This is a genomic window from Streptomyces sp. NPDC088725, from assembly GCF_044751305.1.
In the GTDB taxonomy this organism is placed as follows: Bacteria; Actinomycetota; Actinomycetes; order Streptomycetales; family Streptomycetaceae; genus Streptomyces.
Map to the genome: position 1 here is coordinate 402914 of NZ_JBIVLO010000004.1, position 24768 is coordinate 427681.

General features: G+C 70.2%; 22 protein-coding genes. 8 read left to right on the forward strand and 14 right to left on the reverse strand.

The features are described 5' to 3' along the window. The first annotated feature begins 1 nt into the window (after window position 1). From ACIP6N_RS12000 to ACIP6N_RS12020, 5 genes are all read left to right on the forward strand, one after another. On the forward strand, window positions 2-1066 hold the full coding sequence (locus ACIP6N_RS12000; protein WP_401815239.1) for an ABC transporter ATP-binding protein: 1065 nt from the start codon (window positions 2-4) through the stop codon (window positions 1064-1066). Further along, entirely contained in the window at window positions 1056-1955 is a 900-nt protein-coding gene (locus ACIP6N_RS12005) for an ABC transporter permease (RefSeq protein ID WP_401814898.1), read from the forward strand. Before ACIP6N_RS12000 ends, ACIP6N_RS12005 begins: the two co-directional genes overlap by 11 nt. Further along, entirely contained in the window at window positions 1952-2863 is a 912-nt protein-coding gene (locus tag ACIP6N_RS12010) for an ABC transporter ATP-binding protein (protein WP_401814900.1), read from the forward strand. Before ACIP6N_RS12005 ends, ACIP6N_RS12010 begins: the two co-directional genes overlap by 4 nt. A 25-nt stretch (window positions 2864-2888) precedes the next feature. Next, the gene (locus ACIP6N_RS12015; RefSeq protein ID WP_401814901.1) at window positions 2889-3608 is read left to right on the forward strand and encodes an ABC transporter permease; all 720 of its coding nucleotides are present in this window, start codon (window positions 2889-2891) and stop codon (window positions 3606-3608) included. A 310-nt stretch (window positions 3609-3918) separates the two neighbouring features. Then, complete coding sequence (locus ACIP6N_RS12020) at window positions 3919-4614, forward strand: hypothetical protein (protein ID WP_401814903.1); 696 nt, start codon at window positions 3919-3921, stop codon at window positions 4612-4614. A gap of 426 nt (window positions 4615-5040) precedes the next feature. Here the strand turns inward: ACIP6N_RS12020 and ACIP6N_RS12025 are convergent, their stop codons facing one another. The 9 genes from ACIP6N_RS12025 to ACIP6N_RS12065 all read right to left on the reverse strand — a co-directional run bounded on the left by ACIP6N_RS12025 (window position 5041) and on the right by ACIP6N_RS12065 (window position 15149). Then, window positions 5041-5886: an HAD family hydrolase gene (locus ACIP6N_RS12025; protein WP_401814904.1), complete on the reverse strand. Its 846-nt coding sequence runs from the start codon at window positions 5884-5886 to the stop codon at window positions 5041-5043. Further along, window positions 5883-7160 carry a serine--tRNA ligase gene (gene serS, locus ACIP6N_RS12030; RefSeq protein ID WP_401814905.1) on the reverse strand — a complete coding sequence of 426 codons (1278 nt, stop codon included), beginning with the start codon at window positions 7158-7160 and terminating at the stop codon, window positions 5883-5885. Before serS ends, ACIP6N_RS12025 begins: the two co-directional genes overlap by 4 nt. Window positions 7161-7714: 554 nt before the next feature. Continuing rightward, the gene (gene pheA, locus ACIP6N_RS12035; RefSeq protein WP_401814906.1) at window positions 7715-8650 is read right to left on the reverse strand and encodes a prephenate dehydratase; all 936 of its coding nucleotides are present in this window, start codon (window positions 8648-8650) and stop codon (window positions 7715-7717) included. 107 nt (window positions 8651-8757) lie between these two features. Next, window positions 8758-10101 carry an iron uptake transporter deferrochelatase/peroxidase subunit gene (gene efeB / locus ACIP6N_RS12040; protein WP_401814908.1) on the reverse strand — a complete coding sequence of 448 codons (1344 nt, stop codon included), beginning with the start codon at window positions 10099-10101 and terminating at the stop codon, window positions 8758-8760. Between the two features lie 6 nt (window positions 10102-10107). Further along, complete coding sequence (locus ACIP6N_RS12045) at window positions 10108-12228, reverse strand: copper resistance CopC/CopD family protein (protein WP_401814909.1); 2121 nt, start codon at window positions 12226-12228, stop codon at window positions 10108-10110. Between the two features lie 14 nt (window positions 12229-12242). After that, window positions 12243-12737: a copper chaperone PCu(A)C gene (locus ACIP6N_RS12050; protein WP_401814910.1), complete on the reverse strand. Its 495-nt coding sequence runs from the start codon at window positions 12735-12737 to the stop codon at window positions 12243-12245. After that, window positions 12734-13393 carry an SCO family protein gene (locus tag ACIP6N_RS12055; RefSeq protein ID WP_401814911.1) on the reverse strand — a complete coding sequence of 220 codons (660 nt, stop codon included), beginning with the start codon at window positions 13391-13393 and terminating at the stop codon, window positions 12734-12736. Before ACIP6N_RS12055 ends, ACIP6N_RS12050 begins: the two co-directional genes overlap by 4 nt. An 88-nt stretch (window positions 13394-13481) precedes the next feature. After that, window positions 13482-14240: a YcnI family protein gene (locus tag ACIP6N_RS12060; protein WP_401815240.1), complete on the reverse strand. Its 759-nt coding sequence runs from the start codon at window positions 14238-14240 to the stop codon at window positions 13482-13484. A gap of 216 nt (window positions 14241-14456) precedes the next feature. Further along, window positions 14457-15149, reverse strand: coding sequence for a hypothetical protein (locus tag ACIP6N_RS12065; protein ID WP_401814912.1), 693 nt, complete (start codon window positions 15147-15149; stop codon window positions 14457-14459). 192 nt (window positions 15150-15341) lie between these two features. Here ACIP6N_RS12065 and ACIP6N_RS12070 point away from each other — a divergent pair, with 192 nt between their 5' ends. Next, window positions 15342-15932, forward strand: a complete 591-nt coding sequence (locus tag ACIP6N_RS12070; RefSeq protein WP_401814914.1) for an ATP-binding protein — start codon at window positions 15342-15344, stop codon at window positions 15930-15932. Between the two features lie 68 nt (window positions 15933-16000). Here ACIP6N_RS12070 and ACIP6N_RS12075 read toward each other — a convergent pair whose 3' ends face one another. Both ACIP6N_RS12075 and ACIP6N_RS12080 read right to left on the reverse strand, forming a co-directional pair. Further along, window positions 16001-17458 (reverse strand): aminopeptidase P family protein, encoded by a 1458-nt coding sequence (locus ACIP6N_RS12075; protein ID WP_401814916.1) that lies wholly within the window; start codon window positions 17456-17458, stop codon window positions 16001-16003. A 97-nt stretch (window positions 17459-17555) separates the two neighbouring features. Beyond that, the gene (locus ACIP6N_RS12080; RefSeq protein WP_401814918.1) at window positions 17556-19202 is read right to left on the reverse strand and encodes a PP2C family protein-serine/threonine phosphatase; all 1647 of its coding nucleotides are present in this window, start codon (window positions 19200-19202) and stop codon (window positions 17556-17558) included. Between the two features lie 534 nt (window positions 19203-19736). Between ACIP6N_RS12080 and ACIP6N_RS12085 the strand changes: the two genes are divergently transcribed. Next, window positions 19737-20426 carry a bifunctional DNA primase/polymerase gene (locus tag ACIP6N_RS12085; protein ID WP_401814920.1) on the forward strand — a complete coding sequence of 230 codons (690 nt, stop codon included), beginning with the start codon at window positions 19737-19739 and terminating at the stop codon, window positions 20424-20426. Window positions 20427-20683: 257 nt separating this feature from the next. Then, window positions 20684-21283 carry a hypothetical protein gene (locus tag ACIP6N_RS12090; protein WP_401814921.1) on the forward strand — a complete coding sequence of 200 codons (600 nt, stop codon included), beginning with the start codon at window positions 20684-20686 and terminating at the stop codon, window positions 21281-21283. Window positions 21284-21770: 487 nt separating this feature from the next. Here the strand turns inward: ACIP6N_RS12090 and ACIP6N_RS12095 are convergent, their stop codons facing one another. From ACIP6N_RS12095 to ACIP6N_RS12105, 3 genes are all read right to left on the reverse strand, one after another. Further along, on the reverse strand, window positions 21771-22736 hold the full coding sequence (locus ACIP6N_RS12095; protein ID WP_401814923.1) for a DUF5926 family protein: 966 nt from the start codon (window positions 22734-22736) through the stop codon (window positions 21771-21773). 335 nt (window positions 22737-23071) lie between these two features. Further along, on the reverse strand, window positions 23072-23683 hold the full coding sequence (locus ACIP6N_RS12100; protein WP_401814925.1) for an ATP-binding protein: 612 nt from the start codon (window positions 23681-23683) through the stop codon (window positions 23072-23074). 102 nt (window positions 23684-23785) lie between these two features. After that, window positions 23786-24517 carry a glycerophosphodiester phosphodiesterase family protein gene (locus ACIP6N_RS12105; protein ID WP_401815241.1) on the reverse strand — a complete coding sequence of 244 codons (732 nt, stop codon included), beginning with the start codon at window positions 24515-24517 and terminating at the stop codon, window positions 23786-23788. Window positions 24518-24768 lie beyond the last annotated feature (251 nt).

Sequence of the window (24768 nt, forward strand, 5' to 3'; positions counted from 1 at the left end):
TGTGATCGCGACAGAAAGCCTGAGCAAACGGTTCCCGCGGGTGACCGCGCTCGACCGGCTCTCCCTGGACATCGGGCCCGGCGTGACCGGCCTGGTGGGCTCCAACGGGGCCGGCAAATCCACCATGATCAAAATACTGCTGGGTCTGTCCCCCGCCACGGAAGGCCGGGCCGAGGTCCTCGGGCTCGACGTCGCCACCAGCGGCGCCGCCATCCGGGAGCGCGTGGGGTACATGCCCGAGCACGACTGCCTGCCGCCCGACGTCTCGGCCACCGAGTTCGTCGTCCATATGGCGCGGATGTCCGGCCTTCCCCCGTCCGCCGCCCGTGAGCGCACCGCCGACACCCTGCGCCATGTCGGTCTCTACGAGGAGCGGTACCGTCCCATGGGCGGCTACTCCACGGGTATGAAGCAGCGCGTCAAGCTCGCGCAGGCTCTGGTCCACGACCCTCAACTCGTCCTTCTGGACGAGCCGACCAACGGTCTCGACCCGGTCGGCCGCGACGAGATGCTCGGTCTGATCCGGCGCGTCCACACCGACTTCGGCATCTCCGTCCTGGTCACCTCACATCTTCTGGGCGAGCTGGAACGCACCTGTGACCACGTCGTCGTCATCGACGGCGGGAAGCTGCTCCGGTCGAGTTCGACCAGCGACTTCACCCAGATGACCACGACCCTCGCGGTCGAGGTCACCGACTCCGACACCCACCCCGACGGCACCGGCGCGCTGCGTGACGCCCTCGCAGCGGCCGGCGTCGACCTCCTCGCGAGCACCGAGGAAGGGCTGCCGGGCGCGGGCCACGTCCTGCTGGTCGAGGCCGAGGGGGAGCAGACGAACGACCTCGTGCGCGACACCGTGGCCGGCCTCGGCCTCGGGCTCGTACGGATGGAACAGCGCCGCCACCACATCGCGGAAGTCTTCCGGCCCCAACAGGCGCAACAGCCCCAACTGGCCCAGCAAGTCCCACAGGCCCACGTGATCGGGCAGACCGGCGGCCCGGCCTCCGACGACGCCGCAGACGCGGCGTACGCACCGAAGAAGGGAGGCGGCAGCGATGAGCGCTGACCAGGCGACGCACCCGGACACGAGCCAGATCCACAACATCGGATACCGCGACTACGAAGGCCCGCGGCTCGGCCGCGGTTACGCCCGCCGCTCCCTCTACGCACAGTCGCTGCGCGGCGCGTACGGACTCGGCCGCTCGGCCAGGTCCAAGATCCTGCCGATGCTCCTCTTCGCCGTGATGTGCGTGCCCGCCGCGCTCATCGTCGCGATCGCCGTCGCGACCAAGAGCACCGAACTGTCCGTCGCCTACACGCGCTACGCCGTCGTCACCCAGGCCGTCATCGGCCTCTACCTCGCCGCGCAGGCTCCGCAGTCCGTCTCGGTCGATCTGCGCTACAAGACCGTGCCGCTCTACTTCTCCCGCCCGATCGAGCGCACCGACTACGTGCTGGCCAAGTACGGGGCGATGGTCTCCGCCCTGTTCATCCTGACCGCCGCGCCGCTCGTCGTCCTCTACGTGGGCGCGCTGCTGGCCAAGATGGACTTCGCCCACCAGAGCGCCGGGTTCGGGCAGGGCCTGGTCTCGGTGGCCGTGCTCTCCCTCCTCTTCGGCGGCCTCGGCCTGGTGGTGGCCGCGCTCACCCCGCGCCGCGGCTTCGGTGTCGCCGCCGTGATCGCGACGCTGACCATCACGTACGGCGCGGTCTCCACCGTCCAGGCGATCGCCTGGCAGAGCGACGCGGGCAGTGCCGTCACCTTGCTCGGCCTCTTCTCGCCGATCACGCTCATCGACGGCCTGCAAACCGCCTTCCTGGGCGCCGGCTCCTCCTTCCCCGGAGGGGAAGGCCCCTCGGCCGGCTTCGGCGTGGTCTATCTGCTGGTCATCCTCGCGCTCATCCTCGGCTCGTACGCCGTCCTCATGAGGCGTTACCGGAAGGTCGGACTGTGACCACGATCAACATCGACCACACCTCACGCTGGTTCGGCAACGTGGTTGCCGTCAACGACATCACGATGACCATAGGACCGGGTGTCACCGGCCTCCTCGGCCCCAACGGCGCGGGCAAGTCGACCCTCATCAACATGATGGGCGGCTTCCTCAGCCCCTCCACCGGCACGGTCACGCTCGACGGGAAGCAGATCTGGCGCGACGAGTCCGCGTACCGGCAGATCGGCATCGTGCCCGAGCGGGAGGGGATGTACGACTTCCTCACCGGCCTCGACTTCGTCGTCGCCAACGCCGAACTGCACGGCCTCGGCGCGAAGGAGGCCCGTACGGCGCTCGCCACGGTCGAGATGGAGTACGCGGCCGACCGCAAGATCGCGACGTACAGCAAGGGCATGCGGCAGCGCGTGAAGATGGCGTCCGCGCTGGTCCACGATCCTTCGGTGCTGCTCCTTGACGAGCCGTTCAACGGCATGGACCCGCGCCAGCGGATGCAGCTGATGGATCTGCTGCGGCGGATGGGAGCCGACGGCAGGACCGTGCTGTTCTCCTCCCACATCCTGGAGGAGGTCGAACAACTCGCCTCGCACATCGAGGTGATCGTGGCGGGACGGCACGCCGCGAGCGGCGACTTCCGTAAGATCCGCCGGCTGATGACCGACCGGCCGCACCGTTATCTCGTCCGGTCGAGCGACGACCGCGCGCTTGCCGCCGCACTGATCGCCGACCCGTCGACGGCCGGTATCGAGGTGGACGTGACCGAAGGCGCGCTGCGCGTCCAGGCGGTCGACTTCGGACGCTTCACCCAACTGCTGCCGCGGGTGGCCCGTGAGCACTCCATCCGGCTGCTCACGGTCTCGCCGTCGGACGAATCCCTCGAGTCGGTCTTCTCCTATCTCGTAGCGGCCTGAGCGGCCTGAAAGGAGCTGTGACGTCATGTACAACCCCACAGTCGCCCGGCTCACCTACCGGGGTCTGCTCGGCAGGCGCAGGGCCGCGATCCTCTTCGTCCTGCCCGCGCTGCTGATCGTCATCGCGGCGGCCGTCCGCGCGCTGAACGGTGCGGACGACCAGGTCGCCTCGGACGTACTCGGCGGCTTCGCCCTCGCCACGATGGTGCCGCTGATCGGCGTCATCGCGGGCACGGGCGCGATCGGGCCCGAGATCGACGACGGCTCCATCGTGTATCTGCTGTCCAAACCGGTGAAGCGGCCGACGATCATCCTGACCAAGCTGTTCGTGGCGGTCGGCGTGACCATGGCCTTCTCCGCGGTCCCCACGTTCATCGCCGGATACGTCCTGAACGGCAACGGCCAGCAGATCGCGGTGGCTTACACGGTCGCGGCGCTCGTCGCCTCGATCGCCTACAGCGCGCTCTTCCTACTGCTGGGGACGGTCAGCCGCCACGCGGTGGTCATCGGACTGGTCTACGCGCTGGTCTGGGAAGCACTCTTCGGCAGCCTGGTCCCGGGCGCGCGCACGCTCAGCGTCCAGCAGTGGTCGCTCGCTCTGGCCCAGAAGATCAGCGGCGAGGGTTTCATCAGCTCGGACGTGGGGCTGCCGGTGGCGGTCGTCCTGCTGGTGGCGGTGACGGGTCTCGCGACTTGGTACGCGGGCCAGAAGCTGCGGACGCTGACGCTCGCGGGCGGGGAGTGAGCGACGGCGCACAACGAGCGCGGGTGTGCGGTGAGCGCGAGTTCTCACGGGGATCTCGCCACGCGCACCGGGAAACCCCTGCCGGGTAGGTGGGGGTTTCTGCGCAACCGTACGCTTATCGGTTCGTTGTTCACTGAGCGTGGAGGCAACTGGAGTTTGTGACGTCGAGAGTTCGTGAATCTGGGGATTGCCGGTACGGGATCGAAAGTCCTGCCGGTCATTGAGTGAGCAGCCACCGTGAGCCGACCTCCGCCCCTGAAGCCCGGGGACAGGGCCGTCAGTCACTGGTTCACGAACGAAAGGCATGCTCATGCCACCAGAAGGTGCCCTGCTTGAATCGCGCTTGATGCGCGACAGCGTCATGGGGCGGGTCGACATGCTCGACAAGGTCAAGATCCTTGCCATGCTTCCGGACGGTATTCACGTTCGCACAGAGGATCTTGCCGGGTACTTCGAAGTATCCACAGCCGTCATCAGGCAGCTGACCGCACGCCATCGTGCCGAACTCACTGAGAATGGGATGCGCGTACTGCGAGGCTCTGACCTGCGACGCTTTCATAGTGACATGGTGTCACTATGGAGCGGGGGCCAGGGGGAGGGTTATCCACAGGCGGCCACCCAGCTCACCCTCTACCCCCGCCGCTCGGTGCTCAACATCGCGATGCTTCTTCGCGACAGCGACATCGCCCGGTGCGTCCGTACGTACCTCCTCGACGCCGAGGAGGGCTGGCGTGAGGGGTACGCGTCTCTCGATCGGCGCGTCACCAGGATCGAGGTCTGCCTCGCGGGCGTCGGGACCGCGCTCCAGGAGCTGGGCCCCGTGCTCAACCGGATGTCACTGCGGCTCGACAACCTGGACCGGCGGCTCGACGCCACCAACCAGGTCGTGGCCGCCATCAGCAACCGGCTGTGTGACATGTCCGACGACATCAGCCGTCTGGACGCGCGGGTGGACGATGTCGTCCGTCAGCTGAAGGATCTGCGCCGCGGCCGCAAGCGCCGCTGATTCGCCGGTCCTCGTCACGGAACCCGTGCCCGTCCGCGGCACCACAGCGGGCGGGCACGGGCCGACCGGCCCGTAGCGGATATTCAGTGGCGGCCAACAGCCTTCCCGGGCAGAGTAGTTGAGGCCGGGGAGGTCGGGCGCACCACAGAACCGGGAGTGGAACGCGACGGTGGCGGGGGATGCGGGTCCGTCGGGTTCCCAACAGGGCGGCAGCACCAGGCGGGCACCGGAGTAACCATCACACTCCGCGCAGCCGCCGGAGCGCTGCCCGGGGGGCGGCCGCTTCGAGCGCGCATTCGCGCGAGGCCGCCCCTTCCCGAGGACCGGCGCCCCTTCCCGAGAGCCGGCGCCTCTTTGCGAAGACCGGCGCCCCTCCCGGAACAGGTCTGACGCCTCCACCGATCAGCCTGCGCCGGGAACGTCGGCTCAGCCCTGGAGCAGCTTCTCCAGTACCACCGCGATGCCGTCGTCGTCGTGCGACGCCGTGATCTCGTCCGCGACGGCCTTCAGCTCCTCGTGCGCGTTCGCCATCGCCACGCCGTGCCGTGCCCAGCCGAACATCGGAATGTCGTTCGGCATGTCACCGAACGCGATCGTGTCCGCCTTCGTGACGCCGAGCCGGCGCGCGGCCAGTGACAGGCCCGTCGCCTTGGTCAGTCCCAGCGGCAGAAGCTCCACGATGCCCGGGCCCGCCATCACCACGTCCACCAGACCGCCGACCGTCGCCCGCGCCGCCCGCGTAAGGGCGTCGTCGTCCAGATCGGGGTGCTGGACGTACACCTTGTTCAGCGGCGACGCCCACATCTGCTCAGGGTCGTCGACGGACACCGAGGCCAGCGGCCCGTCGTGCGTCCGGTACCCCGGGCCGACGAGCACCGCGCCGTCCAGGCCGTCCTGGCTCACGGCCAGGGACAGCGGGCCGACATCCGCCTCGATCTTGGAGAGCGCCAGCCGCGCCAGCGGCCGGTCCAGCGTCACCGATGTCAGCAGCCGGTGCTCACCCGCGTGATAGACCTGCGCGCCCTGGCCGCAGACCGCGAGGCCGTCGTACTCCAGGTCGTCCAATATGTACCGGGTCCACGGCACCGCACGCCCGGTGACGATGATGTGCGCGGCGCCCGCCGCGGTGACCGCGGCGAGCGCTTCGCGTGTACGTACCGAGATCGTGCCGTCGCCGCGCAGCAGCGTGCCGTCGAGGTCCGTCGCGACGAGCTTGTACGGGAACGACGCCCCCGGCGCGGGGGCGTCGGCGGCCGCAGAAGCAGGGCTCACTTGGCGATCGGCTCCAATACCTCACGGCCTCCGAGGTACGGCCGCAGCACCTCGGGCACCCACACGGAACCATCGGCCTGCTGGTGGTTCTCCAGCAGCGCCACGATCGTGCGCGGTACGGCGCACAGCGTGCCGTTCAGCGTCGACAGCGGCTTGACCTGCTTGCCCTCCCGCATCCGTACGGAGAGCCTGCGCGCCTGGAAGCCGTCGCAGTTGGACGCGGAGGTCAGCTCGCGGTACTTGCCCTGCGTGGGGATCCACGCCTCGCAGTCGAACTTGCGCGAGGCGGAGGCGCCCAGATCGCCGGTGGCCACGTCAATGACCTGGAAGGGCAGCCCGAGGCCGGTCAGCCACTGCTTCTCCCAGTCCAGCAGCCGCTGGTGCTCCGACGCGGCGTCCTCGGGGTCGACGTACGAGAACATCTCGACCTTGTCGAACTGGTGTACGCGGAAGATGCCCCGGGTGTCCTTGCCGTACGTACCCGCCTCGCGGCGGAAGCACGGCGAGAAGCCCGCGTAGCGCAGGGGCAGCTTGTCGGCGTCGATGATCTCGTCCATGTGGTACGCGGCGAGCGGTACCTCGGACGTGCCGACCAGGTAGTAGTCGTCCTTCTCCAGGTGGTACACGTTCTCCGCGGCCTGGCCGAGGAAGCCCGTGCCCTCCATGGCGCGCGGGCGGACCAGCGCGGGGGTGAGCATCGGGATGAATCCGGCCGCGCCGGCCTGGGCGATCGCCGCGTTGACGAGCGCGAGCTCCAGCAGGGCGCCGACACCGGTCAGGTAGTAGAAACGCGAGCCCGACACCTTGGCGCCGCGCTCCACGTCGATGGCGCCGAGCGCTTCGCCCAGCTCCAGGTGGTCCTTCGGCTCGAAGCCCTCCGCCGCGAAGTCACGGATCGTGCCGTGCGTCTCCAGGACGACGAAGTCCTCCTCGCCGCCGACGGGGACGTCGGGGTGGACGACATTGCCGAGCTGGAGGAGCAGCTGCTTGGCCTGTTCGTCGGCGTCGTGCTGCTCGGCGTCGGCCGCCTTGACGTCGGCCTTGAGCTGCTCGGCCTTCTTCAGCAGCTCGGACCTCTCCTCGGGAGAGGCCTTGGGGATCAGCTTGCCGAGCGATTTCTGCTCGGAGCGGAGTGCGTCGAAACGGAGACCGGACGACCTGCGCCGCTCGTCGGCGGAGAGCAGGGCGTCGACAAGGCTGACGTCCTCTCCACGGGCGCGCTGGGAGGCGCGAACACGGTCGGGGTCCTCACGGAGCAGGCGAAGGTCAATCACCCCACCAGGCTACCGGTGCCCACCGACACCACCCCACCCGATATCGACAGGCGTGTCCCTTTGTCCCAATTGCTGCATTTGTGGAATGTGTCGGAATATCCCGGACGTGCCGTCCGGTGTTCGTCAATAAGAGAGATTCAATTCCCTGGAACGAAGTATTCGAGGATGCTCCCTTGACTCACTTCCCTTGCGGGGAAGGGGACTTGACCTCCTGGTTGTCCACAGGGGTGTGGCAAACCCTTGAGTTATCCACAGGCTGTGCGGGGTGTCTGTGGATCACGGAACTGATCGTTTCCGGGCCCTCTCGTGCGGCGGGCAATTCCCTGCTCAAACCGACTCCACGCGCTCATTTGGGTGGGAATTCCTCGCCCTAACGAGTTGATCACGAGAATCGGGGTGACGGGAGAGGTCTCGGCGTCCCTGTGGATGAAAGGGGGTGACTGGACCGATATGTCGACTGTGTCGGCTTACGTTGTCGACTTGTCCCCAGGCGCGGATCCAGCCTGTGGATAACTCGGCGCTACATCCACAGGCACATGGCCGTCACAAGATCGTCAGGCGCGGCCGTCCTGGCTGCGTGCCAGCCAGTCCGCGGCGTCGATGAACGACGCGTCGGAAGTCCCGGCCCGCAGCTCCCGTACGTCCGGGACGGACACCCCCGCCCGCGGGTACGAACCGAGGAACCGCACCTTGGGGCAGATGCGCTTCAGACCCATCAGCGCCTCGCCCACCCGGCGGTCCGAGATATGGCCCTCCGCGTCCACGGCGAAGCAGTAATTACCGATGCCCTCGCCGGTCGGCCGCGACTGGATGAGCATCAGGTTCACCCCGCGCACCGCGAATTCCTGGAGCAGTTCGAGCAGCGCGCCCGGCCGGTCGTCGCCCATCCAGATGACCACCGACGTCTTGTCCGCGCCGGTCGGCGCGGCGGGCCTGGCGGGCCTGCCCACGAGGACGAAGCGCGTCTCCGCGTTCTGGGCGTCGTGGATCTCGGTGACCAGCGGCTCCAGACCGTACGTCGCCGCCGCGAACTCACCCGCGAAGGCGGCGTCGTACCGTCCCTCCTGCACCAGCCGCGCCCCGTCCGCGTTCGACGCGGCCGACTCCCACAGGGCCTCGGGCAGATGAGCGCGCAGCCAGTTCCGCACCTGCGGCTGCGCGACCGGATGGCCGGTGACCGTCTTCACCTCGGAGAGCTTCGTCCCCGGCCGTACGAGCAGGGCGAAGGCGATCGGCAGCAGCACCTCGCGGTAGATCATCAGCGGCTCGCCGGAGGCCAGCTCGTCGAGGGTCGCGGTGACCCCGCCCTCCACCGAGTTCTCGATCGGTACGAGCGCCGCCGCGGCCTCTCCGTTCCGTACGGCGTCGAGCGCCGCCGGTACGGACACCATCGGGACGAGTTCCCGGGTGGCGGCCTCCGGGAGCGTACGGAGGGCGGCCTCGGTGAAGGTGCCCTCGGGGCCGAGATAGGTGTAGCGCGTCGCCGACATACCGTCACCCTAATAGGCCGACGGAGTGGACGGCTCCACGGCTGTCGGCGCACTGCGGGCGGTACCACGCGTGTTCGAGGCCGTGTTTTCCCGGCCCGCACCCGCGGTCAGGACTCCAGGAGCCGCTGTCCCACGTACTCGCCCGGCCGGGCGCCGCCCGGCACCGCGAACAGCCCGCTCGCTTCGTGCCGGACGAACGGCGACAGCGCGTCCCCCCGGTCGAGCTTGCGCTGCACCGGTACGAACCCCTTGAGCGGATCGGCCTGCCAGCAGATGAAGAGCAGTCCCGCGTCCGGTGTCCCGTCGGGCCTGATGCCGTCGTGGAAGGAGAAGGGGCGGCGCAGCATCGCGGCCCCGCCGTTGGCGTCCGGTGCGGAGATCCTGGCGTGCGCGTTGGCGGCGATGACGGGACGGCCGTCCGGGCCCGTCCTGTCGAGGTCGAGCGCGGTGGTCTCGGTGCCGCCGGTGAGCGGGGCGCCGTCCGCCTTGCGACGGCCGATGACCTGCTCCTGCCGCGGGACCGAAAGCTGCTCCCAGTCGTCGAGGAGCATGCGGATGCGGCGTACGACGGCGTAGGAACCGCCCGCCATCCAGGCCAGGGAGTCGTCTGCCGGGGAAACCCCGCCGGCCGGGGAGGCCGGGACGAAGATCGTTCGTTCGAAGTTGGGAGCGGAGGGCTTCGGGTTGCCGGTGCCGTCGACCTGACCCATCAGATTGCGGCCGGTCATGGGATGCGGAGTGGCGCCCGGCGTGCGGTTGAAGCCGTTCATCTGCCAGCGCACCCGGGCGGCGGCGCCCGCGTCCTTCTGGAGGGTGCGCAGCGCGTGGAAGGCCACGAGCGCGTCGTCTGCGCCGATCTGGATCCAGAGGTCGCCGTTGCTGCGGCTCGCGTCGAGGTGGTCGGAGGAGAAGGCGGGCAGCGGGTCGAGAGCGGCGGGGCGGCGGTCCGCCAGGCCCGTACGGTCGAAGAAGGTGCGGCCGAAACCGAAGGTGACGGTGAGAGAAGAAGGACCCGCGCCGAGGGCGACACCGGTGTCATGACCACCGGCCGGGCCCGCGGCTCCCGCGGCCGGTTCACCGGACGTCATCGCCCGGGCGGAGGCCGACCAGCGGCGCAGCAGCGCGGCGGCCTCCTTCCGTCCCGCATCGGGTGCCAGGTCGAAGGCGACGAGATGACCGCAGGCCTGCTGCGGGGTGGTGATGCCGGCCTGATGAGTCCCGTGGAAGGGGACGGAGCCCGTGCCGATCGTGGTCAGCGGTGCCGGTTCCTCCGGGCGCGTGGCGGCGTACGCGCCGGCTCCGCCGGTGGCTCCGAGGGCCAGGCCGGCCGCGCCGACGGCCCCCGCCGTGCCGAGCAGCCGGCGCCGGGAGAGGGCGCCGGGGGCCTGCGCGCCACGGGGGTCGCCGCTGTCGCGCCGTGCGGCGGGTTCTTGCCGGGTCGTCTCGCTCACGGTGGGTCAGCCGATCTTCACGTTCTTCTCGACGGTCGTCTGGTCGATGTCCGAGGTCCGTACGGTCACCTGGAGCAGCCAGTCGCCGGGCATCGGGATCTGTATGCCGTCCGCGCTCCAGTGTCCGGGAGCGAAGCGCTCGGGGACGATGGGCAGCGGGCCGATCTTCTGTGACTTGAGGGTAAAGGCGGCCTTCACCTCAGGCACGTCGAGCGGCTTGCCGTCGGGTCCGTTGACATAGAGGTGCATCAGGTTGGCGCCCGTGCGGGCGGGATCGAGAGCGAGTTCGACGGTGCCCTTGCCGTTCCGGCCGCCGGTGTCGAAGGGCAGGGTGAGGTTGACCGGACCGGCGGACGCGGGGGCCGACGCTGCCGGAACGCCGGGCCGTTTCGCTTCCTGCCCGGCGGTACGGCCCGGTTCTGTGGCGGTCAGCACGGTTGTGACGGCGAGGAGTACGACGGCGACCCCGGCCTCCGCGAGCACGGAGCGGCGCAGTCCGGAGCGGACGGGATCGGCGTTCCTGATCCGCTTCTGGCGTGTGGTCGCCAATGCGGCTTGCTGCCGGGCGAGCTGGGTAGCTCTTACAGTGCCACCGGCCGAGCCCCCCGATCCGGCCGTCGCCGCAGCAGTCGCGGCCACGGTTCCGGTTCCCCTCACGGTCTCCGACGATGTCTCGGAGTCCCCTCCAGCTTCGGCCGCCGCCCGCGCGACCGGTTCAGCGTGCTCGACCGGCCCGGTCTGCTCGACCGGCCCGGTCCGCTCAGCCGGTTCGAGCCGCTCCACCGGTTCGGCGTGCTCGTCCTGCTCGCTGCGCGCGACGTGACCGATCGACTCGTCGCGCCCGCCCGCCGGCCCGAGCCGCGCCGTCCACTTCCGGGAGAACCACGCCAGTGCGACCAGTACCGCGACAAGACCGACCTTGACCAGCAGGAGCTGCCCATATGACGTATCCACGAGCGCCGACCACGACCCGACCTGCCGCCAGGACTGGTAGGTCCCCGTCGCGGCGAGTACGCAGACGCTGACAAAAGCGGTGCGCGAGAAGCGCCGTACCGCCGCGCTGTCGATGAAAGGAGTCCGGTGGAGAGCGACGAGCAGAGCTGCCAGTCCGCCGAGCCAGGTGGCCGCGGCGAGCAGGTGCAGGACGTCCACCGGCATGGCGAGTCCGGTCTGGATCCCGGTCGAGGCGTGTTCGGACAGCGCCCAGGTCGCGGCTATCCCGGCCGCGACGACGGTGCCGCCCATGACGAGGCCGAAGGTGAGGTCCTTCTTCTCCCTGCTCTCTTTCTCGTCGGCCTCTTTCTCGTCCTGCGCTGTCTCGCGCTTGGCGAACGCGCCGAAGAGGACGGCGACGAAGAGTGCGGCCGCGCCCAGGAGGAGCAGCCGGGAGATCAGAGTGGCCCCCTCCTTCGTCCCCAGGACGTCCTGGAGTCCAGCGAGGTCGAAGGCGTCGGTCAGTCTGCCCGAGCCGGTGTACGGCGAGCGAAGGAGGAGCAGTACGAGAGTGGCGCCGGTGAGGGTGACCCATCCCTGGACGACGAGGCGCTGCAGGGGGCGGGCGGACGCGCCGCGCTGCCAGCAGCCGAGGATGAAGGCGGCTCCGCCGACGAGCAGGATGAACCCCGCGTAGGAGGCGTAGCGCGCGACGCCGTAGAGGAGGCCGACGATTCCGCCGCCGACCTGCTCGTCGGGCAGCGCCGCGGTGGTCTCGGAGGGTGCGCCGATGGAGAAGGTGAAGGCGCCGGAGACCGGATGGCTGTCCTCGGACACGGCCTGCCAGGCGACGGTGTAGGTGCCGTCGGGCAGCCCCGCGTGCAGGGAGACGCCGTAGCGGGCGGAGCCTCCGCTGCTCAGGTCGCGGATCGTGGCGGTGTCCGCGCGCTTGTTGGCGGGGTCGAGTACGCGGATCGAGTTGTCGCCCAGGGCGACCTTTTCGGAGAAAGTGAGAGTGATGTCCTTGGGCGCGGTGGCGACCACCGCCCCGTCTTCGGGGGTGCTCCCGGTCAGCGCGGCGTGCGCCGACGCCGTGCCGGACAGCACGGTGAAGACGGTGCCGAGGAGCACCGCGGTGATGAGCAGTAGCCGCACGAGAGGTGCGGGTCCGAAGCGCGGGGCGGTGTCCGACATGGCGTATCAGTCCCTCACTGCTGGGCCGGGTTGTAGGTGGTCTCCTTCACGGGAAGCTCGACCTTGAGCAGGCCGGTCTTCTCGAAGTGCAGTTCGATGCTGACCTTCTGGCCCTGTTCGGGCCGCCGGGTGAGTTTCGCGAACATGATGTGGCTGCCGCCGCGCCGGAGATCGAGCGTGCCGCCCGCGGGGACGGCGAAGGACTTCACCTCCGTCATCCGCTGGTTCTCGGTCCGGTGGATCGTGATGCTGTCCGAGAGATCGCTGGTGACGGAGGTGAGCCGGTCGGCGGCGCCGCCGCTGTTGGTGACGACGAGGAAGCCGGCCGCGAGGTCGCTGACGGGCTGCGGCATGAAGGCGCCGCTGACCTTCAGCTTCGGGACGCCAGGAACGGAAGCGGAAACGGAATGGGAGGTGGAGGCGGAGCCGGACGAGTCCGAGGAGCAGCCGGCCAGCGCCGACCCGGCCGCGAGGCTCAGGGCCAGAGCGAGGGCGGCGCGCCGGTTCACGGGTTCTCCCCCTTGATGATCTTCGGCAGGTCCTTGGCGTAGTCGTCGGCGCTGGTGTCGTCGTTGTAGAGGACGTACCCGGCGTCGGTCTTCGGTGAGAACGCGATGACCTGCGCGCCGTGCATGGACAGGACGGTGCCGTCCTTCTGCTTCTCGGGCGCCTCGATGGCGATGCCGAGCTTGCGGGCACCGGCCTGGATGTCGGTGAAGTCGCCGGTGAGTCCGGTGAAGGAGGGGTCGCCCGCGGCGGGCAGCCACTTGGCGAGTTCGGCGGAGGTGTCCCGCTCGGGATCGGTGGTGATGAAGACGACCTGGAGCTGGTCCTGTTCGGCCTTGGTGAGCGACTTCCTGGCGATGGCGAGGTTGCTCATCGTCAGCGGGCAGACATCGGGGCAGTTCGTGTAGCCGAAGTAGATGAGCGTCGGTTTGCCCTTGGTCGCCTCGCGGAGGTCGTACGTCGCCCCCTTCGTGTCCTTGAGGACGAGGTCCGGCTTCTCGAAGGGCTGGTCGAGCACGGTCGCCGGCTTCTGCTGCCCCTGGGTGGAGACATCGGCGACCGGCTTCGAGGAGCTGTCGTCGCTGTCGCTTCCACAGGCGGACAGGGTGAGCACGGCGGCGATCGCGAGGGCGGCGGCCGGCACGAGGTTCTTGCGCATGAGGAGTTTCCTGGTGGTGGAGTACGGGGCGCCCGCGGCGCGCGGGGCAGGGTCGGCCCAGCCTCGCGCGCCGCGGGCGCGTGGTGCGTCAGGCGGTGCGGCGCCGTCCTGCGAGGACGCCGTAGGCCACCCCGGCGACGCCGACGACGATGCCGATGATGCCAAGAACACGGGCCGTGGCGTCGGTGGAGTCGCCGCTGTCGGATGAGGACGAGGCGGTGGTGGTCTTCGTTTCGTCGCTCTTCTCCGCGCCGTTCCCGGCGGCGCCCGGGGCGGTGGAGCCGTGGGCCGCGCCGCCCTCGTCCGCCGCGGGTGCGGTGAGCTTCAGGACGGGCGCCGGGTTCTCGGGCTCCGCCGCGCCTTCCTTGGCCTCTTCGATCCAGCGGACGACTTCCTTGTTGTCGTACGTCTGGATGGCCTTGAACACCAGCTGGTCGGTGTCCTCGGGGAGCGGGCTGACGGAGAGGGGGAACATCTGGAACTGGCCCGGCGTGATCTTGCTGTCGCCGGTCGCGGTCCAGGTGACCTTGGAGACGGCCTCGTCGACCGGGCTGCCGTGCAGCTCGATCGGCTTGGCGAGCTTGGTCTTGACGATGTCGGTCTTCCAGCCGGGCACGGCCTGCGCGGAGACGTACGCCAGGGGGTGGTCGGCGGGAAGATTCACCTCGACCTTGATGGTGGAGGCGTTGTCACGCTCGTTGGGCACCTTGAAGTCGATGACGGCCGAGCCGCCCTGGGCGGCCTCGCCCAGCGGCTGCACGCTGACGTGTGCGGAAGCGGGGCCCGCGAGCAGCAGAAGGGCGGACGCGGCGACGGCCCCGGCGACGGAGACACGGGCCACGTTCATGGCGTTCGCGGCGGGGAACTTCACGGCGGGGAACTTCACGGCTGGGAACACAGAACACTCCACGGTGTGGTCGCGGCCTCAACAGAGGCTGCGGCGAGGGACGGTGATGTGGAACGGTGAGAACGGATCGCGGTACAGCTCGATCGCAGCGCCGTCGCGCCGATGTGCGACGGCATGGCGGCAGCGCCCCCATCCGTGCGGGGCGAGGACGGCGCGTCAGGCTGCGAGAGCGTGGGCGGCCGGAGGGCCGCGCCTGATCACCGTGTGCTGGAGTGTCTTCCCGGCGGACGCCGGGGGAGGGCCGTACGAGGTGCGGGGCGCGCGGCGGTCCGGCGCGGGTACGCCGGGCAGTCCGCCGAGCAGGGCGCGTACGAGCGTGAGCGCGGCCCGCAGCGCGCGCAGTTGCGCGCTGTCGGTGATCTCACCGATGCCGTGCGCGGACAGCCGGACGAGCCGGACCAGAGCGAGATCGCCGCGGTGCAGCAGCCAGCCGGTCGCGAGAGCGGCCAGCAGGTGCCCCAGCACCATGGGCAGGCTGGGCAGCATCCCGGCCGCGGCCAGGTCACTCGAACCCGGCGCCGGGGCGGGCCCCATGTTCATCCGGTGATGGTGGACGCCGACGGTCATCGGCATCGCCATGCGCTGCTGTCCGAGGCCGAACAGTGTGTGCAGCGCGGCCTGTCCGCCGGTGAGCCCGGCGGCGACGGCGAGGGCCGAGCGCGGCCGCCCGGCGAGCGGAACCGCCACCGCGAACATCCCCAGGAGGCCGAGGAGCAGACTCCACCAGGGGACGGGCGCGCAGGCCGCCAGTACGTGTCCCGTCGCGGACAACACGACACAGACCGCGGTGAACACCGCGGCCCTCAGCAGCCGCGGGGCGGCTCCGGCGCGTGCGACTGGGTCAGTCATGGCGGGCTCATCATCGCACTGCGGACCCGGCCGCCACAGGGCAGGTCCGGAAGATCAGCAAGTGTCCCTTACCTTGCCGTGCGCCGTATTCGCGTCGGCCAAACGAGGGCCGTCATGGGAACCGCGTGCTTACGCCTTGCCCTCAAGGGCAATACGTATCGGTATGTCGAGCCGAAGTCAGGAGGCTGGAACATGAGCATCTGGTGGTCTCTGCACTTGCGGCGCGAAGCCGCGAGCGTTCCGCTCGCCCGGCGTCTTCTGGTCGGCGCCATGGAAACCGCGGGTGTCGACCCGGACGTTTCCTTCGACCTGTCACTCGCCCTCACCGAAGCCTGCGCCAACGCCGTCGAGCACGGCGGGGAGACGAAGGCGGGGGAGAAGCCCGGGGGCTACCGGGTCACCGCGTATCTGGACGGCGAGAAGTGCCGTATCGAAGTGGCGGACTCCGGCCCCGGATTCCCCAGACGGGTGGTGCGGCGCACTCCCGCACCGGCCCCCCTCGCCGCACCGGCGTCCGCCCCCGCACCGGCCCCCGCAGCGGCACTGGCGTCCGCCGCCGCACCCGGACCCGCTCCGGCCGCAGGACCCGCCGCCGCACCCGGACCCGTCACCGCAGTCGCCCCCGTGCTCCCCGCCGTCACCGCCGAGAACGGCCGGGGCCTGTGCCTGATCGAGCAGTTGGCCGATCATGTGCACTTCCGTGACCGCCCCGGACGCGGTGTGGTGGTCAGCTTCGACAAGATCCTGAAATGGCGGGAGGACGCCCTGCTCGGAGCCCTCTGAGCCCGAGCGGAACGCCCTCCGGACGCGTACGTGCGCGTACGACCACGTATGCGCACGTACGCGTACGACTACCCCTTGAGCGCCGCCATCCAGGCCTCGACCTCATCGGCCTGCCGGGGCAGCCCGGCCGACAGGTTCCGGTTGCCGTCCTCCGTGACGAGGATGTCGTCCTCGATCCGGACGCCGATGCCGCGGTACTCCTCGGGCACGGTCAGGTCGTCGGCCTGGAAGTAGAGTCCCGGCTCGACGGTGAGGCACATCCCGGGCTCCAGCGTGCCGTCCACGTACGCCTCCCGGCGCGCGGCCGCGCAGTCGTGCACGTCCAGACCGAGCATGTGGCCGGTGCCGTGGAGGGTCCAGCGGCGCTGGAGTCCCAGTTCGAGGACCCGCTCCACCGGTCCCTCCACGAGGCCCCACTCGACCAGCCTCTCGGCGAGGACACGCTGGGAGGCGTCGTGGAAGTCGCGGTACTTGGCGCCGGGCCGCACAGCCGCGATGCCGGCCTCCTGCGACTCGTACACCGCGTCGTAGATCTTCCGCTGGATCTCGTTGTAGCGGCCGTTGACCGGCAGCGTCCGCGTGACGTCCGCGGTGTAGAGGGTGTGGGTCTCCACACCGGCGTCCAGGAGCAGCAGGTCGCCGGAGCGTACGTCGCCGTCGTTGCGCACCCAGTGCAGGGTCGTCGCGTGCGGGCCCGCGGCGCAGATCGAGCCGTAGCCGATGTCATTGCCCTCGACGCGGGCGCGCAGGAAGAACGTGCCCTCGATCCAGCGCTCGCTGGTCGCCTCGGCCTTGTCGAGGACCTTCACGACGTCCTCGAAGCCGCGGACGGTCGAGTCGACGGCCTTCTGCAGCTCACCGATCTCGAAGGCGTCCTTCACGGCGCGCGCCTCGGACAGGTAGACGCGCAGTTCCTCGTCGCGCTCGGCGGTGACCTTGTCGGTCAGCGCGGCCTCGATGCCGGCGTCGTGTCCGCGGACGGCACGGACGGCGCCCGTGGCCTCCGTGAGGGCGGCGGGCAGCTCACGTACGTCCTCGGCCGGGATACCGAGCAGCTGCTCGGCCTCGGTCAGCGAGTGCCGCCGGCCGACCCACAGCTCGCCCTGGCCGTCGAGCCAGAACTCGCCGTTCTCCCGGTTGGAGCGCGGCAGCAGATAGACCGTCGCCTTGTGCCCGCCGTTCTCCGGCTCCAGGACGAGGACGCCGTCCTGCGTCTGGTCGCCGGTGAGGTAGGCGTACTCGGTCGAGGCGCGGAAGGCGTACTCCGTGTCGTTCGACCGGGTCTTGAGATTGCCGGCCGGGATCACCAGACGCTCGCCGGGGAACCGCGCGGAGAGGGCGGCGCGGCGCGCGGCGGTCTCCGCGGCCTGGGCGATCGGCTCCAGGCCGTGCAACTCGGTATCGGCCCAGCCGGACTGCATGTTCTCCGCGAGTTCGTCCGACACGCCCGGATACAGTCCGTTCTTCCGCTGCTTGATCGGCTCTTCTTCCGATTCCGCGCTCTCGGGGGTGAGCTCCTCAGCCACGTCTTCTTCTCCTCGCGTACGACACTGAACCGTCCGTCCATCGTATGTGCGAGGGCAAGACCGTCCAGGCCGTGCGGTCCTGGACCAGTGTGAGGAATCAGTCGAAACGGACGGCGAGCAGCACGATGTCGTCCTCCGGGGCCGCCGCTGTGCCGGGTGTCCCGGCTGCCCCGTACCGGCCGCGGCTCTCCGGCAGCACGGTCCGCAGTACGTGGTCGGCGATCGCGTCCGGATCGTGCCGCAGCGCCCTCGGTACGCCCGCCGCCGCCGCGTGCAGCCGCGCGAAGGCCCGGTCCATGGAATCGCCGGTACGCCTCAGCAGCCCGTCGGTGTACAGCAGCACCGTTTCTCCGGGTTCGGTCTCGACCTCCACACTCGGTGCCTCCCAGCACGTGAGCATCCCGAGCGGCGCGGACAGGGACGTCTCGATGAACTCCGTGCGCCGGTCCCCGACGAGGAGCGGCGGCGCGTGCCCGGCACCGGCCAGCAGGATCCTGCGCCTGGCGGGTTCCGCGTACGCGAACAGCGCGGTGGCCGTACGCGCCGGTTCCGTCAGCCGCAGCAGCAGCTCCAGGTCGGACAGTACGGCGACGGGGTCCTCGCCCTCCATCACGGCGTACGCGCGCAGGGACGCGCGCAGCCGTCCCATCGCCGCCACGGCGCAAGGGCCCGAGTCGTTCACCGAGCCGACGGAGAGGCCCAGGGCGCCCTCGGGCAGGGGCAGCGCGTCGTACCAGTCGCCGCCGCCTCCCGGCCCCGTGTGGTGGCGCGCGGTGAGCCGGACTCCGGGGACGAGGGGCAGCCGGCCGGGCAGCAACTCCGCGGAGAGGGTGGCGACCCGGGTGCGGGCCCGTTCCAGTTCGAGCAGGCGGGCGAGGTGGTCGGCCGCGTAGCGCGCGTACAGACCCGCCAGATGGCGCTGGCGCTCCGCGGGCTCGGCGGGTTCGTCGTACAGCCAGACGGCGGCGCCGAGCTTCCCGGAGATTCCGGCGGTAAGTGTGCCGGGCGCAGGGGCGCCGGTCGCGGGGGCGTCCGCGTTGGGGGCGTCCGCGGTGAGCGGTACCGCGTAGCTGGCGCCGTAGCCGAGCCGGGCGGCGACCTCGCGCTGGCGGGGGTCCAGGGACGTGCCGTCGACGAGGTCCGGTTCGACCACACCGATGTCGGCCACCGGCTGTGTACCGGTCCCGGTGGAGTCCTCGGAGCCGATCCCGGTGCCCGACCCTCCTGAGGAGGCTCCCGAGGCGCCCTCCAGGAGCCTTCCGTAGGAGGTGACGCGGCGCGGAACCGTCTCCAGATGGCCGAGATCCGAGTGGGTGAGCCCGAGGGCGAGCGTGCGGGACGTGCTGAGACCGTCGGCCGGTTCGAGGATGACCAGCCCCCGGCGGGCGCCGACCAGCGCGGCTCCGGCGCGCAGCAGTTCGTTGAGCGCGTCGTCCAGGCAGCAGGTTCTGGCCAGGCGCTCCGTCAGCTCGTGGAGGGCGGTGAGATCGGAGACCCAGCCGGCGAGCCGGTCCTGAATCAGCAGGCCGGGCGGGGCGGCGAGATCGTGGAAGGGCGTGGGAGTGTGCGCGGGGGCAGGAACTGACGGATTGATTCCAGCCACTTTCGGCACGTTCGGAGCGGTCATGGCAGCCGACTTTCCGACGGGTGCGTTTCGCTCAATAGCATCGCAAACCCCTAGGTGATTCTGCGCGGCTATCAATGCATCCACATGTACACGCACAACAGGCGTAATGTCCAGCATTGTCCTGGTGGGCTGCCGGATGTCTGCGCGTCGATGAACGTGGCCGGAAAATCGCCCCCTCGCCAGGTTTTGCGATCGACTGAGTGCGATCAAGCAGCAGATCCTCCGGGGTCCGTGTTCACGCGCGGCCCGGGCGGAGCGTCATTCCGAACGTGATGGGTACGTAAACGGTGACGGACAGGGGCGGTTGCGACGCCCCCGGAACCTGGCGGCGGGTCCAGGCGTCTTAACCGCCGTATGCCGCGCCCCGTCCCCGGAGTGGCGCGGAAAGCACAGCGGGACAGCACAGGACAGCAAGCGCCACGCGCACGGCACCCTTTGCCGCGCGTCCAGGGAAGACGGTCCGCGCTCGACCCGGTACGGCGTGAATCGCCGCAGGTCAGAACGGTCCGTCGGGCCCCGAGCAGGGGCGGCGCGGCGTCGAACGTACGCACAGAACGTACGCACAGCGAAGTCATACGCACAGCGAAGTAATACACACATGGTGTCAACGTCATGTGGACCTCGGCGTTCAACGGAAAGGAACGAGCGCTCATGCGCGAGATCCCCGGAAGGCGACGCAGGCTCGGATTCCTCGGGCGCGAGGAGAGGCCGGCCCCGCATCTCGATGCGGCGCTCACCTGCGCCACCGAGTGGAGATGGCCCGTACTGCCGGGTGCCGGGCTGATCGCCGCCGACGGGCGCGCGACGCACGGTCATGGCTGCGCCTGTCCTGACCCCGAGTGCGCCGTGCCAGGCGCGCACCCGTTCGACCCCGGGCTGCTGGCGGCGAGTACCGACGAGCGGATGGTGCGCTGGTGGTGGACGAACCGCCCGACGGCTCCCCTCGTCCTGGCCACCGGAGGCGGCGCTCCGTGCGCGGTGAGCCTGCCGGCCGTCGCCGGTGCGCGGGCGCTGGCGGAGCTGGACGAGCTGGGGATGCGGCTCGGGCCCGTCATCGCGACGCCCACGCGCTGGTCGCTGCTGGTGGCTCCGTACACCCTCGAACAGCTCGGCGAGCTGCTGTACGCGAAGGACTGGGTGCCCAGTTCGCTGCGCTTCCACGGGGAGGGCGGCTATCTGATGCTGCCGCCGTCCGAGGCGGTCGGCGGGCAGGTCCGCTGGGAGCGCGCGCCGCTGGCCGGCTCCGCCAGGCCGTGGCTGCCGAGCGTGGAGGCGGTCGTGGACGCGCTCGTCGAGGCGAGCACCGGCGCACCGGACGGCGGCAGCCGGCTCGCTTACTGAGGCGGGCCGTCGCGTACCGAGGCGGAGCCGGTGCGGCTTGAGACCGGCGCGTCGGTCCCGCTTGACGCGCTTCAGGCTGCTCGGCGCGCGTTGAGGCCGCGCCGGTGCGGGTGCCGTGGACGTCTGTCACTCGTACGGGTGTGAGGCGAGCGGCGTTGTACGGGGAAAGGGCGCGCGGGGCACCGCGCGCCCTCGTTCCGCCGATATCTTCGGGCGACCGAAAGCGACATCCCCGGCAGTGGCAGATGGGCCCCACCATGAACCTCCGCATGATCGGGCTCGCGGCGGTGGTGGCCTCCACCGCGCTGCTGCCGCTGGCCGCCTCGGCAGGACCACCCGTACCCGGATCACCGGCGGGCCCGGTCGCGCTGCTCACGGACGACCTCTCCGGCGGTCCGGCGGATTCCGCGCCGGAGCGGGACTCGGACACGGCTACGGAGGCGGTCCCGGCGCCGCCTTCGCGGCCCGCTCCGGACGGCGGGGGAGCGGCGTCGCGCAAGACCGAGCTGTGCGGTCCGGACGTCACCTCCCGGGACGGGGTCGAGGCGCAGACCTGCGTACTGGCCGAGGGACACGAGACCTGGGCGCGTACGTACTACCGCAACGCGACGGGCACCGAACTGCTCGCCGCCCTGAGCCTGATGGGCCCCGGCGGGCGGACCGTGCAGACACACTGCGCGGTCGGAGCGGGTGGCGAACCGGCCACCTGCGAGACACGGCGGGAACCGTCCCGGGGAGCATCCGCGCGGTACCTGGCGGTGGCGGAGTTCGCGGGTGCGGCCGACGGCGGGGAAGGGGAGGCGGCCGGGCCTCTGCTGCTGCGGTCGGGAAGCGGTCCGGAAACAGTCGGTGAGTGACGTCGTCAACGACTCCGCGAATGGCCGGGAAAGCGACGCGGAACCCAACTCCGGAGGCCCTGCGGACCGTTGAAGGACCGGGGCGTACGCGCAAACGCAGACGCCCGGTCGCTGGCGACGGGGGATGCACCAGCGACCGGGCTTCTAGAACCGTAACAAGAGATCGGCGGTTAGCAAATTCGATCCGACGGATTCGGACAGAGAATGGCTTGCCGATACGGCGGTGTCCGGGGCGATGTGACGGGTTCCACGCCACGGCGGCCGGACCGCGGGCAGCAACTGGTGCTGCGGCACGGCGCAGGTCCGGCGCGCCGGGCCGTGGTCCGTCGGAGAGACCGTCGTGAGTCGCTGTCCTGAGTCACTGCCCTGGCCGGCGCCCCGAGTCACTGTCCTGAGGTGCCGTCCGGAGCCGGTCCGGTGCTCCGAGCCGTCGCCCCGAGCACCGTCTCCGGCCCTGTCTTCGCGTCCGGTCCTGTCTTCGTGACCGTCAGCTGAGCGTCACCTGGCGGTTGGTGAGTCCGCCCCGCGCCCTGCGTTCCTCGGCGGTCAGCGGCGCGTCGGTGGCGAGCGCCGCGGCCAGCCGCCCGGCGAACTCCGCCGCGGGCTTCTCGCAGTCCTCCGCGGTCATCGAGGTCGGCAGGTCCCAGACCGGCACGGTCAGTCCGTGTGCGCGGAAAGAGCCCACGAGCCGTGTTCCATCGCCAAGTCCCGACGTACCCGCGGCGTGCAGCCGCGCGAGAGCGTCGAGCAGCTTCTCCTCGGGGTGCGGCATGACCCAGCGCAGGTGGTTCTTCTCCGGCGTCTCGCACCAGTACGCGGCGTCCGAGCCGGTGAGCAGCACGGTCGGAATCGCGGCCTCGTTGGCGCGCTCCAGCGAGGCGGTGACCTCGGTCGTCGCGTTCGCCGCGTCGGGCACCCAGAACTCGAAGCCCGAGTGGACGACCGGCGTGAAGGTGGCCTCGGGGTCGAGGAGGTCCTGCAGCCTCGGTCCGTCGGCGGGCACGCGCTGCGCGGCCACCGGGTTGCCGGGCTCCGCGGTCAGCGCGCGGAGCAGGGTGTCCGCGAGATCCCGGCTGAGATCGCCGGACGAGGTGTCGTTCTGGAGCGCGAGCAGCACGGTGCCGTCTTCACGGCGCAGCGCGGGCCAGGCCATCGGGAGGACGGTCGCCAGCGTCACGGAGGGCACGCCCTCGGGCAGACCGTCCTTGAGGGTCAGTTCGGCGGTCGCGGCGGGCACCAGCTCGCGCAGCGCGATCCAGTCGCACTCACCGGCCAGGCCCTCGAAGGGGCGCTGGACCAGCTCCGTCACGGCGTGGGCCGCGGCCCGGCCGTGACAGGCCTTGTAACGGCGGCCGGAACCGCACGGGCAGGGCTCACGAGCCCCGACCACCGGGACGGGACCGTCCTTGGGCTGAGCCTGCGCGGCCTTCGTCTGGGGGCGCTTCTTGGCCATGGTTGGCTTTCTCCCGGTAGCGGCGGTGCGGTACGGGCGCGAGCCTAACCCTTGGCGGTCCCGCCGACCGTACGAGCGGCCGCTCAGCGCTCACACGAACGGGCGATCCATCGCGCACGCGTTCGTACGTTCTTGTTCGGTACGCCTCTGTTCGGGGCGGCTCCGGGCGCGGTACACGCCTGCGGAGGCGGAATCCCGGGGCACGGTCTGCGGTTCCGCACGCGGACCGCCGGGTAGCGGTGCGCGGCTCCGGACGTACGACGCTGTACGTACGAAACCCACCGTCGCGACGACTGTCGGGCGCCGGCTGGCGAACGCCAAGCGTCGGTCGCCGGTCAGCCCACGTCGTCGAAGGCGTCCAGCAGATCGAGGCCGCCGATCCTCGGGACGTCCGGCACCCCCGGACGGGAGACGCGCAGGCCGAAATCGTCGCGCCGGCGTCCTTCCTTGACGAGCGCCCACACGGTGACCTCACCGGACGCGCTGTCCCGTACGCCCCATTCCTGGGCGAGAGCGGTGATGATGTTGAGCCCGCGGCCGCCACGCGCGGTGACCGAAGGGGTGGCCGGCACGGGGCGCGTCGGGCCTCCGCCGTCCGTCACCTCGACCATCAGGCGGCCCGCCTTGTCGACACGCCACGCGGCGCGTATGTCGCCGTCTCCGATATCGGCGCGTCCGAGCGGCCTGCCGTGCCGCCAGGCGTTGCTGAGCAGTTCCGAAAGAATCAATACGCCGTCGTCGACGACCGCGTCCGACACCCCGCTGCGGATCAATTGCTCACGCATGCGATGTCTGGCCTGACCCACACCGGCGGGCCCATGCGTTACGGCCATGCTCGACGACGCGGGCACTTCCTGTACCACCATCAACGTCACCCCCGATACCTCCTTCGTCCCACGCCACGGTGTGAATGCCCCATTGGCCTGGACCGGAAACCGGCCACACATGAACCATTGACGCACTCATGACGAACCCATACGGAACGAATGCGCCGGTGCACACCCCGTGACGCGTGCGGTGCCTGAACGCGTCGTGGAGGCGGAACGATCTCAGGCAAGCCGTCCCAGCTGGGACAACACCTGTTTGGGGCGGTTGGTGATGATTGCCTCTACGCCGATACGGACACAGAGTTCGACATCTTCCGGCTCGTTCACCGTCCAGACATGGACACGGTGGCCCGCTCGGTGCAGCCGGGCCACGTACTCGGGGTGATTGCGTACGATCCGGATCCCGGGCCCCGCGATCCTTGCCCCGGCCGGCAGTCGTCCGTCGCGCAGCCGCGGTGAGAGGAACTGCATCAGGTAGACGGTCGGCAGCTGGGGCGCGGCGTGCGCGATGCGGCTGAGCGAACGGGCCGAGAAGCTCATGACCCGGACGGACGACCGGCCGTCCGCCGGTTGTGGAGCCATCAGGCCGAAGCGCTTCAGCAGGTGCAGCAGCCGTTCCTCCACCTGCCCGGCCCAGCGGGTCGGGTGCTTGGTCTCGATGGCCAGCTGGATGGGGCGCCCGGCGTCCGCGACGAGTTCGAGCAGGCGCTCCAGCGTCAGTACGGAGGTGAGTCCGTGGTCCCGCCAGTCCGGGCTCTCCTCGCTGTCCTTCCAGGAGCCGAAGTCGAGCGTGGCGAGATCGGCGAGTTCCAGGGCGGAAACGGCGCCGCGTCCGTTGGAGGTGCGATTGACGCGCCGGTCGTGGACGCAGACGAGATGGCCGTCGGCGGTGAGCCGGACATCGCATTCCAGCGCGTCGGCGCCGTCCTCGATGGCCTTGGTATAGGCGGCCATCGTGTGTTCGGGAGCGTCCTCCGAGGCTCCGCGGTGGGCGACGACCTGAATGCTGTGCTGCCGTGCTTGAGTCACGGCGTCATGGTGTCATCGCGACGGGGTAGGGAGTGAACGAAGGGGCGCCTGGCCGGTCGGCTCCGGGTGCGTTCTTTTTGTCCGGAATAAAGGATGGCGGGAAGACGCACAGGTCCTGCTTACAGTGGCCTGACGTGCTGTGGGAAAAGCTGTCCGCAGATACTTGCAGAGCGGAA